Here is a 16,571-nt window from a genome sequence, read left to right on the forward strand (position 1 = left end):
TGTTAAGATACGGGGGAGGATGTCGGGTGGAGGCATTAGCTTTGGAACGCAAAGCAGAACAGAACCGCGAACTTCGGGAGCGGCTTGCACAGCTTAAGAAAGAAAGAAACGCCATTATTTTAGCTCATTACTATCAGAGGGATGAAATTCAGGAAGTTGCTGATTTTCGTGGAGACTCTTTTTTGCTGGCACAAAAAGCGGCACAGACCGATGCCGAGGTAATTGTATTCTGCGGGGTTCACTTCATGGGGGAAAGTGCCAAGATTCTGGCTCCGAATAAGACAGTTCTTATTCCTGACGAGCGGGCGGGCTGTCCGATGGCGGACATGGTCAATGTAGACGGTCTGCGCAAGGTGAAGGCCCAGTATCCGAATGCGAAGGTCGTTACTTATATTAATTCATCTGCCGAGATCAAGGCGGAGACTGATATTTGCTGTACTTCTTCAAATGCTGTGAAAGTGATTAATTCAGTAGATGCGGATGAGATTATTTGGGTTCCGGATAAGAACCTGGGTAACTATGTTCAACAGCATACCGACAAGAAAATGATTATCTGGGAAGGATACTGCAACACCCATGATATGTTGACAGTCAAAGATGTAGTTGAGATGAAGGCCAAATACCCAGAGGCCCAGTTCGTGGTTCATCCTGAGTGCCGCCCAGAGGTAGTTGAGATGGGGGACTTTGTAGGGAGCACCACAGCTATTCTCGATTACTGCAAGCAGTCCGACTGCAAGCAGTTCATCGTGGGGACCGAAGACGGTACGGGCTATCAGCTTAGACTGGACAGTCCGGATAAGGAATTTTATTTTGCTACCAAATTTCTCGTATGTCCGAATATGAAAGTAAATAATCTGAAGAAGCTGGTCAAATGTCTGGAGACCATGCAGCCGCAAGTGTATGTTCCACCGGCTGTGGCGGACAAAGCCAGAGCATCCCTAGAGCGCATGTTACAGGTTAAGTAGCATGCGCTACTCTCTTGCCCTAAAGACAGGTGAAATGAAATGATACCTAAATACTTAGTGGATTTTGATCTTGGAGAAATTCCGATGCGTGAAACAGACGTCATTGTGATTGGTACGGGGATTGCGGGTCTGTTCGCAGCCATTAAAGCAAGTGAAGACCGGCGGGTCGTCATGATAACGAAGAAGGGCTTAATGGAAAGCAACACAAGATATGCGCAGGGGGGAATTGCAGCCGTGATCTCGGAGGAGGACTCACCTGAGTCTCACCGGGATGACACTCTTTTTGCAGGGGCTGACTTTTGTCTGAAGTCCGCAGTAGATGTGCTTGTACATGAAGGCTCTGAAGGAGTAAGAGATCTTATACGAATGGGAGCCGCCTTTGATCAGGAGAACGGCGAATTAGCACTGACCCAAGAGGCTGCCCACAGTCATCGGCGTATTCTTCATGCAAATGGAGATGCTACAGGATATGAAATTGTACGGGCTCTTTCCCAGAAGGTCCGCGAGATAGAGAACATTGAGATTCTGGAATATCATTATGTCATTGATTTAATCACGGAACAGGAAGAATGCCAGGGGGCGTTGCTTCAAGGGCCGGATGGCCAGCGGCTTTTCCTGCGTGCGGATGCAACGGTTCTGTGCAGCGGAGGGGCAGGCCAGCTCTATCGTTATACAACGAACCCAGAGGTAGCGACCGGGGATGGCGTGGCGATTGCTTACCGGGCTGGTGCTCATATCCGGGATATGGAGTTTATTCAATTCCACCCTACGGCACTTAGCTATTCCGGAGCTCCTCGGTTTCTAATCTCGGAAGCGGTGAGGGGAGAAGGGGCAGTACTTCGTAATATTCATGGTGAGCGTTTCATGGAGAAATATCATCCCCAGCTCGAGCTTGCACCGCGAGATATTGTGGCTAGAGCGATTGTAAGTGAAATGGAAGCTACGAAATCGACGTTTGTATACTTAGATATCACGCATGAGCTGCCAGAGACGGTGAGAAACCGTTTTCCAACCATCTATGAGACTTGTATTCGATACGGACTCGATATCACCAGCGACTGGATTCCAGTAGCCCCTGCTGCGCATTATATGATGGGCGGGGTTCAGACTAACCTGCAGGGAGAGACTACGATTGCCCGGCTGTATGCCTGTGGTGAGGTGTCTTCAACGGGAATCCATGGAGCTAACCGATTGGCCAGTAACTCTTTGACAGAAGCAATCGTGTTCGGCCGCCGAATTGTGGAACAGATTCGCAAGCTTGCTCCCCTGGATGCTGCATGGGAGAATATCTCTAACAAGGAACAGCGAACAGGGATGTTCCCCTCCAAGATCAGTGAGCGGAAGCTGAAGCTGCAGAAGATCATGGTCCGGCATGTGGGAGTCAGACGGGATGAAGACTTGCTAAGGAAGGGCCTTAAAGAGCTGCAGCAGCAGACGGATATTTTTGGATATGAACTGCGGCGGAGTGAGGAACTGGAGTATGCGAATATGCTGACCTGTGCTCTTCTCGTTACGGAATCTGCACTAGCTCGTCAAGAAAGCCGGGGCGGACATTATCGGGAGGATTATCCGGAACGCAGAGATATAGAATGGCTGAAGCGAATTGTTCGCCATCGGGAAAAAGGAATGTTGGAGGCTGCGATCGATGATATTTAATGGATATAATGAAGGCCTTATCGAATCTATACGTGGTTGGCTGAGAGAAGATGTCGGCTCCGGAGATGTGACCACATCGGTGACTATACCATTTGGTCATGAATCCAAAGGAATTATCCATGCCAAAGATAACGGGATTATTGCGGGAATTCCTGTAGCCCAGCTTGTGTTTGAGGTGGTGGATTCCATGCTTTCTTTCAAGGCTCATGCTGAGGAGGGGCAGTATGCTTCCAAGGGAGATGTCTTGATTGAGGTGGAGGGCAGCACGCACAGCATTCTCACCGGAGAGCGTCTGGCACTGAACCTACTGCAGCGCTTATCGGGAATTGCTACACGTACGCGCACGTATGTAGATGCTTTGGAAGGCCTTGATGTGAGATTGGTGGATACACGCAAAACCACCCCAGGCCACCGGATGCTGGAAAAGTACGCGGTGCGCATGGGAGGAGGAGCCAATCACCGGTTCGGCCTGTATGATGCGGTTATGATTAAGGATAATCATATCAAGGGAGCGGGTGGTATCGCTCAGGCTGTCAGCCGCGCGCGGGCGAATATCCCGCACACAATGACTATCGAAGTCGAGACCGAGAATATGGAGCAGGTCGAAGAGGCCCTTGCTGCCGGAGCAGACATTATTATGCTTGATAATATGCAGCCGGATTTAATGAAGCAAGCGGTTCAGCGGATCAAATCAGCAGCCCCCCATGTTACGGTGGAGGCTTCTGGTAATGTGTCGCTGGATACGATAAGGGGTATAGCCGAATGTGGAGTAGATGTCATATCTGTAGGCAGACTAACCTACTCCTTCGAAAGTCTGGACATCAGTCTGGATCTGAATGACAAGAAAGTGAGGTGAGAGCCATGATCCTTGTGGTTGACGTGGGCAATACGAACATCGTGCTCGGGATCTACAAGAACCGTGAGCTGCTGCACCATTTCCGTTTGGGGACCAATCGGCAGTCTACAGGGGATGAATACGGCGTTTTGATACATAATCTGTTTCAAATGTCGCATATTGATGTACGGGATATAGAAGGCGTAATAATATCCTCTGTCGTTCCTCCGTTGATGCATGTGCTGGAGCAAATGTGTGAGACGTATTTGAAGAAGGCTCCGCTGATCGTGGGTCCGGGAATCAAGACAGGACTCAATCTGCGATATGAGAATCCGCGTGAGGTCGGAGCTGACCGGATTGTCAATGCGGTGGCTGCCGTAGAGCTTTATGGCGGCGGTCCTTTGGTCGTGGTTGATTTCGGTACAGCGACTACGTTTGATTGTATAGATGATAAAGGCAATTATTTAGGCGGCGCTATTGTGCCGGGTATAGGGATTGCCACAGAGGCGCTTTATCAGCGAGCATCGAAGCTGCCGCGGATTGAGCTTGAGAAGCCGAAGAAGGTAATTGGACGCAATACGATCCATGCCATGCAGGCGGGTATTATTTTCGGGTATGCGGGGCAGGTTGATGGAATTGTGGGGAGAATTCGCAGCGAAATGAATGCGAAGCCCAAAGTGGTGGCTACGGGCGGCTTGGCAGAGCTGATTGCCAGCGAGACAAGCAGCATTGAAGAGGTCAATCCACTGCTCACCTTGGAAGGATTAAGACTAATTTACGAACGGAATTGTTAATCCGAAGCATATACTTTCGCAAACATGAAGCAGGGCTATATCCATATACTAAGCTGGAAAATCTGAGAACTTTAAGGAGGCGTAACGGAATATGAGCCAAGAGAAGGATCGTTTAATAAGAGGTACTGCAATGGACGGGAAAGTACGTGCTTTTGCTGTAAGAACAACCCAGCTCGTAGATGAGCTGCGCCGCCGGCATGACACCTACCCAACTGCAACGGCCGCCCTCGGGCGTACGCTTACGGCTGCAGCCATGATGGGTTCGATGATGAAAGGCAATGAGAAGTTAACGGTTCAGGTCAAGGGCGACGGTCCCATTGGGCAAATTGTAGTCGATGCGAACGCCAACGGGGAAGTCCGCGGTTATGTAAATGATCCACATGTCCATCTTCCGAGCAACAGCCTTGGCAAGCTCGATGTGGCAGGAGCCGTGGGAACAAGCGGTTTTATCCATGTCATCAAAGATCTTGGGCTCAAGGAGCCGTACCGTGGCAGTGTGCCTATTATCTCCGGAGAGCTTGGCGAGGATTTCACTTATTACTTCGCTGTGTCGGAGCAAACACCATCCGCTGTAGGTCTGGGTGTGCTAGTCGATAGTGATTCCTCGGTCATTGTAGCCGGAGGCTTCATTATTCAGCTTCTTCCTGGACTGGAGGACAAGGAGATTGCAGCCATCGAACAGGCGATCGGACAGCTTCCACCGGTTACTTCTCTGCTTGATCAAGGCTTGGAGCTTGAAGAAATGTTGAAGTGGATTATCCCGGACGTCAGGGTCCTGGATGAAATGGATATCACCTTCGCATGCACCTGCTCCCGGGAGCGGGTTGAGAAGACTCTGATCAGCCTCGGTGAGGATGAGCTCAATCAATTGATGGAAGAAGATGAACAGACCGAAGTGGTATGTGACTTCTGCCGGGAATCGTATGTTTTCAAGCGGGAGGAACTTCGAGAACTGCTGGAGCAGGCGAAAAGCAAATAATAGGAAATACAAATACTTTGCTGTGCAGGTTCAGACTTTTGACACGGATAGCAAAGTATTTTTGTCGTCCATTATTGACAACCCAAGTAGGTATTGATAAGATAAGACTAGTTGAAAACCTACTTAATTACTCGGATATCATAACAGCCAGGATCTAATGATTTAAATGGATACCTGCGCTTGTGCTATATACAGCTTAAGCTGCTTCATATTTATTTATATGAAATGGGTTACTATTCAGGGGAGGGTTTATATCATGGCTAAAGTCGTAAATAATGTAACAGAACTAATTGGTGGAACACCTTTGGTACGTTTGCAGCGCATTGTACCGGAAGACAGCGCGGAAATCTATGCAAAGCTTGAGTATCAGAACCCGGGTTCAAGCGTTAAAGACCGTATTGCCATCAGCATTGTGGAAGAAGCAGAGAAGCAAGGTCTTCTTAAGCCAGGCGGCACAATCATTGAGGCTACTAGTGGTAACACAGGTATCGGTCTTGCTCTTGTGGCAGCAGCTAAGGGATACAAAGCGGTTATCGTAATGCCTGAAACCATGAGCATTGAGCGTCGTAACCTGCTTCGCGCATATGGCGCTGAGCTGGTACTGACCCCTGGGGCAGAAGGTATGAACGGAGCCGTTAAGAAGGCAGAAGAGATTCTTGCTGCTAACCCTGACTATTTCCTCGCGGATCAGTTCCGCAACCAGGCTAACGTGAAGATTCACCGTGAGACTACAGGTCCTGAAATTGTAGAAGCGATTGAGTCCCTGGACGGTAAGCTGGATGCATTCGTAGCGGGTATCGGTACAGGCGGAACCATTTCCGGCGCAGGTGAAGTGCTGAAGAATCGTTTCCCTGATATCAAAATTGTGGCTGTTGAGCCAGCGGCCTCCCCGATCTTGGCTGGCGGCAAGCCAGGTCCTCACAAAATCCAGGGTCTGGGTGCGAACTTTATCCCTGAGATCCTGAACCGTGACATTTATGATGAAATCATTCATATCGAGAACGAAGAAGCTTTCGAACAGGCTCGCAAAGTAGCCAAAGAAGAAGGCATCCTTTCCGGTATTTCCTCCGGTGCAGCTGTACTGGCTGCTCTTAAGGTAGCTAAAGAGCTTGGCAAAGGCAAGCGTGTAGTTGTAGTCATCCCAAGTAACGGCGAGCGTTACCTGAGCACACCTCTTTATAACTTTGAAGGTTAATACGGTTGGTTAAACATCTAACATAACTAGGTTGAATCGGCCCCTATGAATTCCTGAGTGGAGTTTATGGGGGCCGATTCTCTATATTCAGCTTAAATTAACCCTAAGCAGCATGAGATTGGGGCTTTCTTCGCAATCAAACCTTTAGTATACTAGCAAACAATAGACAGGCTTTTGAGCAGGGGGTTGAAGGTGGATGAAAGTATTAACTGCATTCGAGCAGTGGCAGCAGTGGGCAGGTGAAGAGTATACCCTGCTTCCACTGGCTATGCGAATCAGTGAGGGGGACACCCTCCCCCTTTCTTGGATGCGTGCATGGGAGTACGCCTCCCCTTATTCCTTCGTGCTGGAAAGTGGCAAGGACGGTAAATTTACTTTTCTAGGGTTGAACCCTGTTTCGGTAATTCGCGGCAAAGGAAGTCAGGCGGAGGTTAGTGACCTCTCTACAGGAGAGAGCAGCTGTGTTCAGGGCGCTCCTCTGGAATTAATTCGACAGTGGATGGAACCCTATAGAGCGCCGGCTTTGGAGGGCCTCCCCAAATTTAGCGGGGGCTGTGTTGGGTTTCTGGGCTATGATGTAGCCCGCTCTCTGGAGGATTTGCCTCAGAAAGCGAAGGATGATCTGCTGCTGGACGATTATGTCTGGATGCGGATGAATGAGCTGTGGATTGTGGATCAAGAGGAACAGGCAGTCTATGCCGTTGTACATCTTCCGTTTGAAGGAGCCAAGACAACTAAGGGCCATATTCAACATGACATTCTATCCGCTCTATATCAGGATGCCTGTCAGCGTGTAGCGAAGATGAGTAAGCAGTGGAAGAACATCATGAGCTGGGGAAGATCAGATGACGCAGCACAAGAGATTGTGCGGAGAAGGTCAAGAGCTCAGGAGATCCAAGAAGCAGGGCAATGGCCGCAGAACGGATTAAGCACCTCTTTTGAGCAAAAAGACTTCGAGAATGCGGTTACCCGAATTCAGCAGTACATTTCGGCCGGGGACGTGTTCCAAGTGAATCTGTCATTACGTCAGCAGCGCAATCTCAGTTCCACACCGGAAGAGATTTATGAATGGCTGCGCCATATGAATCCTTCGCCATACATGGGTCTGCTCAGATTCCCGGAGTATCAGCTTGTATCCAGCTCCCCTGAGCTGCTGGTAAAGCTGGAACAGGGAGAGATGAGCGCAAGGCCCATCGCGGGTACAAGGCGGCGGGGAAGAACGGCCGAGGAGGATCAGCGAATGGCGGAAGAACTCCGAAGCAGCGAGAAGGAGCGGGCCGAGCACATTATGCTGGTTGATCTGGAGCGTAATGACCTTGGCCGGGTTGCGGCTTATGGATCGGTGAAGGTGAGCGAACTGCTTGCCGTTGAGTATTATTCACACGTCATGCACTTGGTCTCTGAGGTGAAGGGTCAGCTTGCTGAAGGGCGAACCTTATATGAAGTTATTGCTGCCAAGTTCCCGGGTGGAACGATCACGGGTGCACCTAAGGTAAGAACAATGGAGATTATTGAAGAGCTTGAGCCTGTAACGCGGGGACCTTATACCGGGTCCATGGGCTGGATTGACTATCGTGGTAATATGGAATTAAACATTATTATCAGAACGTTAGTGGTTAAAGACAACATCGGTTATATTCAGACCGGAGCAGGAATTGTAATCGACTCGGAGCCATATCGCGAGTATAGGGAATGTCAGAACAAGGCGCGGGCTATAGCGCTAGCCGTGGAGCTTAGTGAAGAGGCTGCCCAAATTAACCGAGGACAGGAGATGTTGACATGATTTTAGTTATAGATAACTATGATTCGTTCACTTATAACCTAGTACAGTATCTTGGCGAGCTTGGAGAAGAGGTCACCGTTCGGCGTAATGATGAGATTGATATTGAAGGAATCAGGCAGCTTGCTCCAGACCATATCCTCATCTCCCCAGGTCCCTGCACGCCCAACGAGGCCGGCATTAGCCTGGACGTGATCGAGAATTTCAAAGGGATTATTCCGATCTTCGGCGTATGTCTGGGTCACCAGGCTATTGGCCAATCCTTTGGAGGAAATGTAATTCGGGCCCAGCGTCTGATGCATGGCAAAACCTCACCGATTCTTCACCAGGGCGCCTCGGTATTCGAAGGCCTTCCAACTCCGTTTACCGCGACTCGTTATCACTCGCTGCTTGTTGAACGAGACACTCTGCCAGACTGTCTCGAGATTACAGCCGAGACGGAGGAAGGCGAGATTATGGGACTTCGCCACAAAGAATATGATGTAGAAGGTGTTCAGTTCCACCCCGAGTCCATTATTACCGATCATGGTCACCAAATTCTGCGTAACTTCCTCAGCCGCAAGGCGGGAGCCAGAGCTTGAATTTCATCGGGATAGGTGGACAAGTTGTACCTGCAGATAAAGCCGTGGTATCCGTTATGGATCACGGCTTTATGTACGGACTCGGTCTGTTCGAGACGTTTCGGACTTATAACGGGGTTCCTTCGCTGCTGCTTCGCCACTTGGATCGTCTTACTGCCGGCTGTGAGTCATTGGGTATTTGTTATCAACCTAACATAGATGAGTTGATGAATCACATATCCGAACTGCTCGCCGCATCTAATCTGACAGAAGCCTATATTCGCTATACGCTCACGGCAGGGGAGGGGGACCTAGGCCTCCCCGTGGGTGACTATGAATCACCGCAGGAGATTATTTATGTTAAGCCGCTCCCGGAAACCCCAGCTTTACTCTATACCGAAGGAAGGCCGCTTAGATTATTGCACACACGGCGGAATACGCCGGAAGGGGCAGTTCGTTTAAAATCGCTGCATTATATGAATAATATATTAGCTAAGAGAGAATTGACGGCCAGCAGCCAACCGGGGGCTGGACCGGCAGAGGGGCTTCTTTTGACAGCGGATGGTTACCTTTCAGAAGGAATCGTGAGCAATCTGTTTTTTGTGAGGGACGGCGTGCTGTATACCCCTTCTGTTCAGACTGGCATTCTGCCTGGGATTACTAGGAGTTGTGTGATTGAAGCGGCGGCTGAACTGGGCCTGACCTGTGAGGAGGGCTTTTACACCTGGGACGAGCTCCTGCAAGCGAATGAGATTTTCACCACGAATTCGATTCAGGAATTGGTGCCAGTCAATGCTCTATATGACACGGATAATAGACGGAAGATGGTTGGAGCAGGGAAATGCGGCGATCTGACGGCCGGACTTTTGCAAGCTTACCGGAAGAAAGCGAGGAATTTGGCGTGAGACCACGGTTCTATGAACGCAGCTATCGCTGTGGAGAGAATACCCTAACGCTTGGACACAGAACCTTGATCATGGGTATTTTGAATGTAACTCCTGATTCGTTCTCGGATGGGGGAAAATATATAGAGCCGGATGCGGCGATAACTCATGCCCTGCAGATGGTGGCGGACGGAGCGGATATTATTGATATCGGCGGGGAGTCAACTCGTCCAGGTCATGATCCTGTAAGCCAGGAAGAAGAACTTCACAGGGTAATTCCTGTGATTCACGCGATACACCAAGCGGCGCCGCACATCGTAATTTCCATAGATACATACAAAGCCGAGGTGGCCAGACAGGCGCTTCTGGCTGGAGCGCATATCATCAATGATGTATGGGGGGCCAAGGCTGACCCGCAAATGGCTGCAGTTGCCGCCGAATTTGGCTGCCCAATCATCCTGATGCATAACCGCCATGACCGGAACTACCGCAGCTATATTGAGGACATTGTAGAAGACCTTCAGGAGAGTATCGATATCACACTTCGCGCGGGTGTGGCTAAAGAGAATATTATTCTGGATCCGGGTGTTGGCTTTGCCAAAGACCATGGTGAGAATTTACGCATCATGCGTTCTCTGGACCGCTTAACAGAACTCGGATATCCTGTACTTCTTGCCACCTCTCGCAAAAAGTTCATTCGAACCACGCTGGATCTGCCGGCTAATGATGTAATCGAGGGAACGGCCGCAACAGCCGCACTCGGCATCGCCCAAGGCTGCCAGATTATTCGGGTGCACGATATCGCACCCCTGAAACGCACGATAGACATGTGCGACGCTATTATGTACAGCCCTAAGCACATTACAGAACTTGTTGAAGAGGTGTGAAATCATATGGATAAAATGACACTAACCCGTATGGAATATTACGGCTATCACGGTGTATTTGAAGAGGAACGTAAGCTAGGTCAGCGCTTCTATATAGATCTTGAGCTGCGACTTGACCTGCGTCAGGCAGGCATCAATGACGATTTGACTCAAACGGTTAATTATGCCGAAGTCCATGAACTCGTCAAAAACATCGTAGAAGGCAGAAGCTTCAAATTAATCGAAGCCCTTGCTGAATGTATTGCATCCGAGATACTCGCCACTTATACTGTTATAGATGAATTGACAGTTAAGGTTACCAAGCCTCATCCGCCTTTTGATATTCATTTCGAGGGTGTTACTGTGGAGCTGTTAAGATCAAGAAAGTGAGAACCTGCTATGAATTCACATTCTACCTCTGAAGGATCAGAGGCTTATATTGCTTTGGGGGCTAATTTGGGTGAGCGGGAAGCGACGCTGCTCGAAGCCATTGATCGCCTGAATCAGCATCCTCTAATTACAGTGCTCCGCTGTTCCAGTCTTTACGAGACGGATCCGGTGGGGTACGTGGATCAGCCTAATTTTATTAATATGGCTCTCGCTCTGCGCACCACGCTGGAACCGGAGGAGCTGCTGTCCGCCATGCTTCAGATTGAGCTCGAGCTTGGACGTGAGCGGCATATCCACTGGGGACCGCGGACAGTAGATTTGGATCTGCTCTGGATGGAAGGAAGAACCCTAGATACGCCCCAGCTGACCCTTCCCCATCCCCGTATGCAGGAACGTGCCTTTGTGCTTGTTCCGCTACTCGAGATCGTTCCGGAGGATGATCACACGGAGTTATTTCCATTTGTACAATCAGCATTAGACTCAGGGGGCGGGAAAGAAGGCGTCCGTTTTTGGAAGAAATGCAGCTGGCACACCGCATCCGGGCATTCCGCAAGCTAAAGGGGTATACCCAGCAGCAGCTCGCTGAGGAGACTGGCATATCGCTTGCCGTCCTGGGAGCTATCGAGCGGGGGAACCGCCGTGCCGATGATAAAGTCGTTGAGACCATTGCTAACGTTCTGGGCATTTCCGTGTCGGAGCTTAAACCTTTCGATAACAATACAACAAAGGAGTGAACCAGACGTGCTTAAGATCGGCGATATTGAAATGAAGAATCAGGTCGTGCTTGCCCCGATGGCAGGCGTGTGCAACCCGGCCTTCCGGCTGATTGCCAAGGAGTTCGGGACCGGCCTTGTCTGCGCGGAGATGGTCAGCGATAAGGCGATCCTTAATGGGAACAAGCGCACAAAAGAAATGTTGTTTGTCGATGAACGGGAGAAACCTCTAAGCTTGCAGATTTTTGGCGGTAACCGCGAGTCTCTTGTTGAAGCTGCCAAAGTCGTCGATCAAGATACCAACGCAGATATTATCGATATTAATATGGGCTGTCCTGTGCCCAAAGTAACGAAATGTGATGCAGGCGCCCGTTGGCTGCTTGAACCGAGCAAGATTTATGAGATGGTATCTGCCGTTGTAGATGCTGTAAGCAAGCCGGTCACAGTCAAAATGAGAATTGGCTGGGACTCTGAACATATTTTCGTGGTAGAGAATGCCAAAGCCGTGGAAGCAGCTGGGGGCAAGGCCATCAGCGTTCACGGGCGCACCCGAGAGCAGCTCTACACCGGTCAGGCGGACTGGAGCTATATTAAGATGGCCAAGGAAGCGGTCTCCATTCCCGTTATTGGGAACGGCGATGTGAATACACCGGAGGATGCCCGCCGCATGCTCGATGAGACAGGCTGTGACGGGGTCATGATCGGCCGTGGCGCACTTGGCAACCCATGGATGCTATACCGGACGATTGAGTACCTGAAGAGCGGGGAGCTTGCACCTGAACCGACTCCAGAGGAGAAGATCCGGATTGCTATTCTGCACATGGACCGTCTGGTCGCGATTAAGGGCGAGAATACGGCGGTCATGGAGATGCGCAGACACCTCGCTTGGTACCTTAAAGGAATGAAAGGCGGCACTCACGTGAAAGACATGATCATGGAAGAGACGAAGCGTGATGAAGTCGCTCGAATCCTGAAGGATTATGTGATGAGCCTTGGGGCAGAGCCTACCGATTCCTTGGTAACTGTCTAAAGTCTATGGTTGCAGGCATAGGAAACGTTCGAGTTCCCATATAAAACGTTTTCATTTCATGGCCTGTATGTCATTGACATTTTGCAGTGCTTACCCTATAATTTCTCAGTATAAATTCGCCTCAAGAGATAACTTCCCAGCACAGAGATGTTCTCATCTATGTGAGATTGCATATGATATTCTCTAAATGATGCGTGATATTATATGGAATGAACTACAGATAGACTGTGTAGTTCATTCCATATTGCGAAATTTATTTCCATGACAGGAGAATCGGTTGATGAGCGATAAAGAAGTTATTCTTACCCAAGACGGTCTCAAACGACTTGAAGAAGAACTGGAGAACCTCAAATCCGTGAAACGCCGTGAAGTGGCCGAACGGATTAAGGTGGCTATCGGATATGGTGATATTAGTGAGAACTCGGAGTACGAGGACGCGAAGAATGAACAGGCCTTTATTGAAGGTCGTATTATAACCCTGGAGAAAATGCTGCGTAATGCCCGTATTATCAACAATGATGAGATTGATACAGACACAGTAAGCATCGGCTCGATTGTGATTGTGGAAGATCTGGAATTTGGGGATACGATGGAATATGCAATTGTCGGCTCAGCTGAATCCGATCCGCTTCAGAACAAGATCTCTAATGAGAGTCCAGTGGGCAGAGCTATTCTGGGCAAGCAGATTGGAACAGTAGTGGATGTAACGGTTCCAGCGGGCGTTATTCAATATAAAATTTTGGAAATTAAGAAATAAGGCGGAGGAGCTTCCCTAAGGAAGCTTCTTTCACTGTATTTAAGCAGTTAGCCGTACATACGGCATCAAAGTCTGTTAGGGAGTTGAACGACGAATGAGCGAGGAAATTTCAAATCAAGAAGTAGAAGTCAGCGAGCTGCTGCAAATTCGACGCGACAAATTGGACGAGCTTCGTGCTTTAGGCATCGATCCATTTGGTCAAAAGTATGAACGTACCCATAATGCAGGTGACATTCTGCAAAAGTACGATTCGCTTAGTAAGGAAGAGCTCGAGGAGCAAGCGGTGGAGGTTCGTATTGCAGGCCGTATTATGGCCAAACGCGGAATGGGAAAAGCCAGCTTTGCCCATATCCAGGACCTCAGTGGCAAGATTCAGATTTACGTCCGTAAAGATACTGTACCTGAAGTGAAATATGATGCCTTCGATCTACTTGATCTGGGTGACATTGTAGGGGTAAGCGGGGAGGTCTTCAAGACCAAGACCGGAGAAACCTCGATTAAAGTCAAGGACCTTGAAGTGCTGAGCAAGTCCCTGTATCCACTTCCTGACAAGTATCATGGCCTCAAAGACGTTGAACTTCGCTATCGTCAGCGTTACGTGGATTTGATCATCAATCCTGAAGTTCAGCAGACATTTATTCTGCGTTCACGCATCATCCAGTCAATGCGCCGTTACCTGGATTCCCTTGGCTATCTGGAAGTGGAGACACCAACCCTTCACAGTATTGCCGGCGGAGCTGCGGCACGTCCGTTTATTACGCACCATAACGCGCTTGATATGGAACTGTATATGCGGATCGCGATTGAACTTCACTTGAAGCGCCTGATTGTTGGCGGACTTGAGAAGGTATATGAGATTGGCCGGGTATATCGTAATGAGGGAATTTCCACAAGACATAACCCTGAATTTACAATGATCGAGCTTTATGAAGCTTATGCGGATTACAAAGATATTATGGCGCTGACAGAGAATCTTGTGGCTCACATTGCCCAAGAGGTTCTGGGAACGCAGACCATTCAATATCAAGGTCAGGAAGTTGACCTTCGACCAGCATGGCGCCGGGTATCCATGGTTGATGCGGTTAAAGAGGTTACCGGCGTAGACTTTAGTGTCCAGATGACCAATGAAGAAGCACACCGCTTGGCAGGGGAGCACAAGGTTCCGGTTGAGAAGCACATGACCTTTGGTCATATCCTGAATGCCTTCTTTGAGCATTTTGTGGAAGAGACCCTGATCCAGCCTACCTTTATTACAGGCCATCCTGTAGAGATTTCTCCTTTGGCGAAGAGAAATGAAGCCGACCCTCGCTTTACGGACCGTTTCGAATTGTTCATTGTTGCGCGTGAACATGCCAATGCCTTTACAGAGCTTAATGATCCAATCGACCAGCGTCAGCGGTTTGAGGATCAGCTTAAGGAGCGCGAGCAAGGTAATGATGAAGCCCATGAGATGGACGATGACTTCATCCGTGCTCTAGAATACGGTATGCCGCCTACAGGGGGACTAGGGATCGGAATTGACCGTTTGGTTATGCTGCTGACGGATTCAGCTTCCATCCGTGATGTGCTGTTGTTCCCTCATATGCGCGCGCGTTCAGTTGAATAGTTTTCTGATATAACAGTTTCTGAATGTATAGTAAAAACAGCCTTTGAGTTTAACTCAGGGCTGTTTTTTTGTGCCTCTTATAGTTTGCACAGAGACTTAAGATGCAGGGTAACCAGCTCTTCAAGCCTCTCAGGGGACAGGGAATCCGGTCTAATCACCGCGTGCATGGCCAGTCCGTCAATGAGTGAATGAAGGCGTGCAGTTTCAAGGTCCACGTTTAGATCAACTGCCGCGAGTTCTAGCTGAACAAGTGATTCGATGATTGAGTGTATACCCAGACGCATCTTTTCGAATACCTGATCACCCAGTGCCTTAAGAGAAGGGTCCGCCAGCGCCTTGGTCATAAAAGCAATCCATACCTCCATCTCTGACCGACTCTCTTCATCCATAGGGAGAAGCTGGCATAGAACCTTCTTCATATCTTCAAGCGGAGGGCCGCTAAAGGGGAGGGAGCTTATTCTCGCGTCTACACGCTCCGATACAAGCTGCATAGAATAGGCGAACAGTTCTGATTGAGTGGCAAAATAATGCCGGAGTGAACCGACGGAGATGCCGGCCTCCTCAGCAATATGGCGCACGGAAGCTTGCTCCATTCCATGCCGCCTTATAATTCTCCAGGTCGCTTCGGCTAACAGCTGTTTCTGTTTTTCATGATCGACAATTTTAGGCATAACTTAATTATACCATGCTTGCTTAATTTAATACAGATGTGTTATAAAGAAATGGCACAAGTGTATTAAATAAACTAAAGGAGCTAATTACTATGATTGGTTGGTTAATCATTGGATGTGAAATAGCCTTTTGGGTATTTGTATTAGCCGGATTAATTACACGCTATCTTTTTAAGAATAAAAGGCTTGGAGGATTGCTTCTTCTCGGAACACCAATTGCGGATCTCGTGCTGTTGGTTGCAACAGCTATAGACCTAAAGCAGGGGGCGGATGCAACTGTATATCATGGAATTGCAGCTGTTTATCTTGGTTCAACCATTGCATTTGGCCACAGCATGATCAAGTGGGCTGATCAGCAGTTTGCTTTTCGCTTTGCAGGAGGACCCAAGCCGAAGAAGAGGCCGAAGGAAGGAGCACCGCATGCTCGACTAGAGCGCCATGGGTGGTATAAGCATCTTCTTGCTTGGAGTATCGGGTCCTTAATCCTGGCGATTATGATTATATGGATAGGAGATCGTAGCAGAACAGCTATCTTCGGACTGTTTATAGAGAGATGGGCCATGATACTAGGTATTGATTTCTTAATCAGCTTTAGCTATACCCTTTGGCCAAGAAAAGCCAAGAGTACAACTTAAGAAGGCGGCCTATTTAACGGTTACACGATTGGTTAAATTTACTAACGACATTTCTAATGTAAAAAGGTTGCATATAATTTCTGTCCGTGGTATATTCTAATTCCGGCCAAGAAAACAAGATCTTAACTTGATTTAAACAAGAAGTTAAGAACAACTCGAAAAAAAAGAGTTGCATTATTAGGCAGGACATGATATACTTTAAAAGTTGTCACCGAGAACAACGACAACAAATGAATGAGAAATTGATCTTTGAAA

General features: G+C 48.8%; 18 protein-coding genes. 17 read left to right on the forward strand and 1 reads right to left on the reverse strand.

Features of this window, described 5'->3' with window-relative positions:
- Window positions 1-26: 26 nt before the first annotated feature.
- The 16 genes from nadA to lysS all read left to right on the forward strand — a co-directional run bounded on the left by nadA (window position 27) and on the right by lysS (window position 15,010).
- Entirely contained in the window at window positions 27-965 is a 939-nt protein-coding gene (gene nadA / locus EJP77_RS20205; RefSeq protein ID WP_127201068.1) for a quinolinate synthase NadA, read from the forward strand.
- A gap of 39 nt (window positions 966-1,004) precedes the next feature.
- Window positions 1,005-2,621 (forward strand): L-aspartate oxidase, encoded by a 1,617-nt coding sequence (gene nadB / locus EJP77_RS20210; RefSeq protein WP_127201069.1) that lies wholly within the window; start codon window positions 1,005-1,007, stop codon window positions 2,619-2,621.
- Window positions 2,611-3,477: a carboxylating nicotinate-nucleotide diphosphorylase gene (nadC, locus tag EJP77_RS20215; protein ID WP_127201070.1), complete on the forward strand. Its 867-nt coding sequence runs from the start codon at window positions 2,611-2,613 to the stop codon at window positions 3,475-3,477. Before nadB ends, nadC begins: the two co-directional genes overlap by 11 nt.
- Before the next feature lie 5 nt (window positions 3,478-3,482).
- The gene (locus EJP77_RS20220; RefSeq protein ID WP_127201071.1) at window positions 3,483-4,250 is read left to right on the forward strand and encodes a type III pantothenate kinase; all 768 of its coding nucleotides are present in this window, start codon (window positions 3,483-3,485) and stop codon (window positions 4,248-4,250) included.
- A gap of 91 nt (window positions 4,251-4,341) precedes the next feature.
- Window positions 4,342-5,229 carry an Hsp33 family molecular chaperone HslO gene (gene hslO, locus EJP77_RS20225; protein ID WP_127201072.1) on the forward strand — a complete coding sequence of 296 codons (888 nt, stop codon included), beginning with the start codon at window positions 4,342-4,344 and terminating at the stop codon, window positions 5,227-5,229.
- Between the two features lie 256 nt (window positions 5,230-5,485).
- Window positions 5,486-6,424: a cysteine synthase A gene (cysK, locus tag EJP77_RS20230; protein WP_127201073.1), complete on the forward strand. Its 939-nt coding sequence runs from the start codon at window positions 5,486-5,488 to the stop codon at window positions 6,422-6,424.
- Between the two features lie 196 nt (window positions 6,425-6,620).
- Window positions 6,621-8,207: an anthranilate synthase component I family protein gene (locus EJP77_RS20235; protein WP_127201074.1), complete on the forward strand. Its 1,587-nt coding sequence runs from the start codon at window positions 6,621-6,623 to the stop codon at window positions 8,205-8,207.
- The gene (gene pabA / locus EJP77_RS20240) at window positions 8,204-8,785 is read left to right on the forward strand and encodes an aminodeoxychorismate/anthranilate synthase component II (RefSeq protein WP_127201075.1); all 582 of its coding nucleotides are present in this window, start codon (window positions 8,204-8,206) and stop codon (window positions 8,783-8,785) included. Before EJP77_RS20235 ends, pabA begins: the two co-directional genes overlap by 4 nt.
- Window positions 8,782-9,669: an aminodeoxychorismate lyase gene (pabC, locus tag EJP77_RS20245; RefSeq protein ID WP_127201076.1), complete on the forward strand. Its 888-nt coding sequence runs from the start codon at window positions 8,782-8,784 to the stop codon at window positions 9,667-9,669. The genes pabA and pabC overlap by 4 nt, the downstream gene beginning before the upstream one ends.
- Window positions 9,606-10,535: a dihydropteroate synthase gene (folP, locus tag EJP77_RS20250; RefSeq protein WP_127201077.1), complete on the forward strand. Its 930-nt coding sequence runs from the start codon at window positions 9,606-9,608 to the stop codon at window positions 10,533-10,535. The genes pabC and folP overlap by 64 nt, the downstream gene beginning before the upstream one ends.
- A gap of 6 nt (window positions 10,536-10,541) precedes the next feature.
- Entirely contained in the window at window positions 10,542-10,904 is a 363-nt protein-coding gene (folB, locus tag EJP77_RS20255; protein WP_127201078.1) for a dihydroneopterin aldolase, read from the forward strand.
- Between the two features lie 9 nt (window positions 10,905-10,913).
- Entirely contained in the window at window positions 10,914-11,462 is a 549-nt protein-coding gene (gene folK / locus EJP77_RS20260) for a 2-amino-4-hydroxy-6-hydroxymethyldihydropteridine diphosphokinase (RefSeq protein WP_127201079.1), read from the forward strand.
- Complete coding sequence (locus EJP77_RS20265) at window positions 11,414-11,638, forward strand: helix-turn-helix domain-containing protein (RefSeq protein WP_127201080.1); 225 nt, start codon at window positions 11,414-11,416, stop codon at window positions 11,636-11,638. The genes folK and EJP77_RS20265 overlap by 49 nt, the downstream gene beginning before the upstream one ends.
- Window positions 11,639-11,645: 7 nt before the next feature.
- The gene (gene dusB / locus EJP77_RS20270) at window positions 11,646-12,647 is read left to right on the forward strand and encodes a tRNA dihydrouridine synthase DusB (RefSeq protein ID WP_127201081.1); all 1,002 of its coding nucleotides are present in this window, start codon (window positions 11,646-11,648) and stop codon (window positions 12,645-12,647) included.
- 280 nt (window positions 12,648-12,927) lie between these two features.
- Window positions 12,928-13,404 (forward strand): transcription elongation factor GreA, encoded by a 477-nt coding sequence (gene greA, locus EJP77_RS20275; protein WP_127201082.1) that lies wholly within the window; start codon window positions 12,928-12,930, stop codon window positions 13,402-13,404.
- Between the two features lie 94 nt (window positions 13,405-13,498).
- Window positions 13,499-15,010 carry a lysine--tRNA ligase gene (lysS, locus tag EJP77_RS20280; protein ID WP_127201083.1) on the forward strand — a complete coding sequence of 504 codons (1,512 nt, stop codon included), beginning with the start codon at window positions 13,499-13,501 and terminating at the stop codon, window positions 15,008-15,010.
- 77 nt (window positions 15,011-15,087) lie between these two features.
- On the opposite strand, the gene EJP77_RS20285 is transcribed toward lysS, so the two are convergent.
- On the reverse strand, window positions 15,088-15,681 hold the full coding sequence (locus tag EJP77_RS20285; protein WP_127201084.1) for a TetR/AcrR family transcriptional regulator: 594 nt from the start codon (window positions 15,679-15,681) through the stop codon (window positions 15,088-15,090).
- A gap of 92 nt (window positions 15,682-15,773) precedes the next feature.
- Between EJP77_RS20285 and EJP77_RS20290 the strand changes: the two genes are divergently transcribed.
- Entirely contained in the window at window positions 15,774-16,316 is a 543-nt protein-coding gene (locus EJP77_RS20290; protein ID WP_127201085.1) for a hypothetical protein, read from the forward strand.
- Window positions 16,317-16,571 lie beyond the last annotated feature (255 nt).

Origin of the sequence: Paenibacillus zeisoli (assembly GCF_003994465.1) — a bacterium.
GTDB classification, from domain to species: Bacteria; Bacillota; Bacilli; order Paenibacillales; family Paenibacillaceae; genus Fontibacillus; species Fontibacillus zeisoli.

Excerpts from the sequence above, each read along its gene's own strand:
- cysK (WP_127201073.1), top strand. The coding sequence starts at position 5,486 with ATGGCTAAAGTCGTAAATAATGTAACAGAACTAATTGGTGGAACACCT.
- lysS (WP_127201083.1), top strand. The coding sequence starts at position 13,499 with ATGAGCGAGGAAATTTCAAATCAAGAAGTAGAAGTCAGCGAGCTGCTG.
- EJP77_RS20235 (WP_127201074.1), top strand. The coding sequence starts at position 6,621 with ATGAAAGTATTAACTGCATTCGAGCAGTGGCAGCAGTGGGCAGGTGAA.
- hslO (WP_127201072.1), top strand. The coding sequence starts at position 4,342 with ATGAGCCAAGAGAAGGATCGTTTAATAAGAGGTACTGCAATGGACGGG.
- folP (WP_127201077.1), top strand. The coding sequence starts at position 9,606 with ATGCGGCGATCTGACGGCCGGACTTTTGCAAGCTTACCGGAAGAAAGC.
- EJP77_RS20220 (WP_127201071.1), top strand. The coding sequence starts at position 3,483 with ATGATCCTTGTGGTTGACGTGGGCAATACGAACATCGTGCTCGGGATC.
- folB (WP_127201078.1), top strand. The coding sequence starts at position 10,542 with ATGGATAAAATGACACTAACCCGTATGGAATATTACGGCTATCACGGT.
- EJP77_RS20290 (WP_127201085.1), top strand. The coding sequence starts at position 15,774 with ATGATTGGTTGGTTAATCATTGGATGTGAAATAGCCTTTTGGGTATTT.
- nadC (WP_127201070.1), top strand. The coding sequence starts at position 2,611 with ATGATATTTAATGGATATAATGAAGGCCTTATCGAATCTATACGTGGT.
- EJP77_RS20285 (WP_127201084.1), bottom strand. The coding sequence starts at position 15,681 with ATGCCTAAAATTGTCGATCATGAAAAACAGAAACAGCTGTTAGCCGAA.
- pabA (WP_127201075.1), top strand. The coding sequence starts at position 8,204 with ATGATTTTAGTTATAGATAACTATGATTCGTTCACTTATAACCTAGTA.
- nadB (WP_127201069.1), top strand. The coding sequence starts at position 1,005 with ATGATACCTAAATACTTAGTGGATTTTGATCTTGGAGAAATTCCGATG.
- greA (WP_127201082.1), top strand. The coding sequence starts at position 12,928 with ATGAGCGATAAAGAAGTTATTCTTACCCAAGACGGTCTCAAACGACTT.
- folK (WP_127201079.1), top strand. The coding sequence starts at position 10,914 with ATGAATTCACATTCTACCTCTGAAGGATCAGAGGCTTATATTGCTTTG.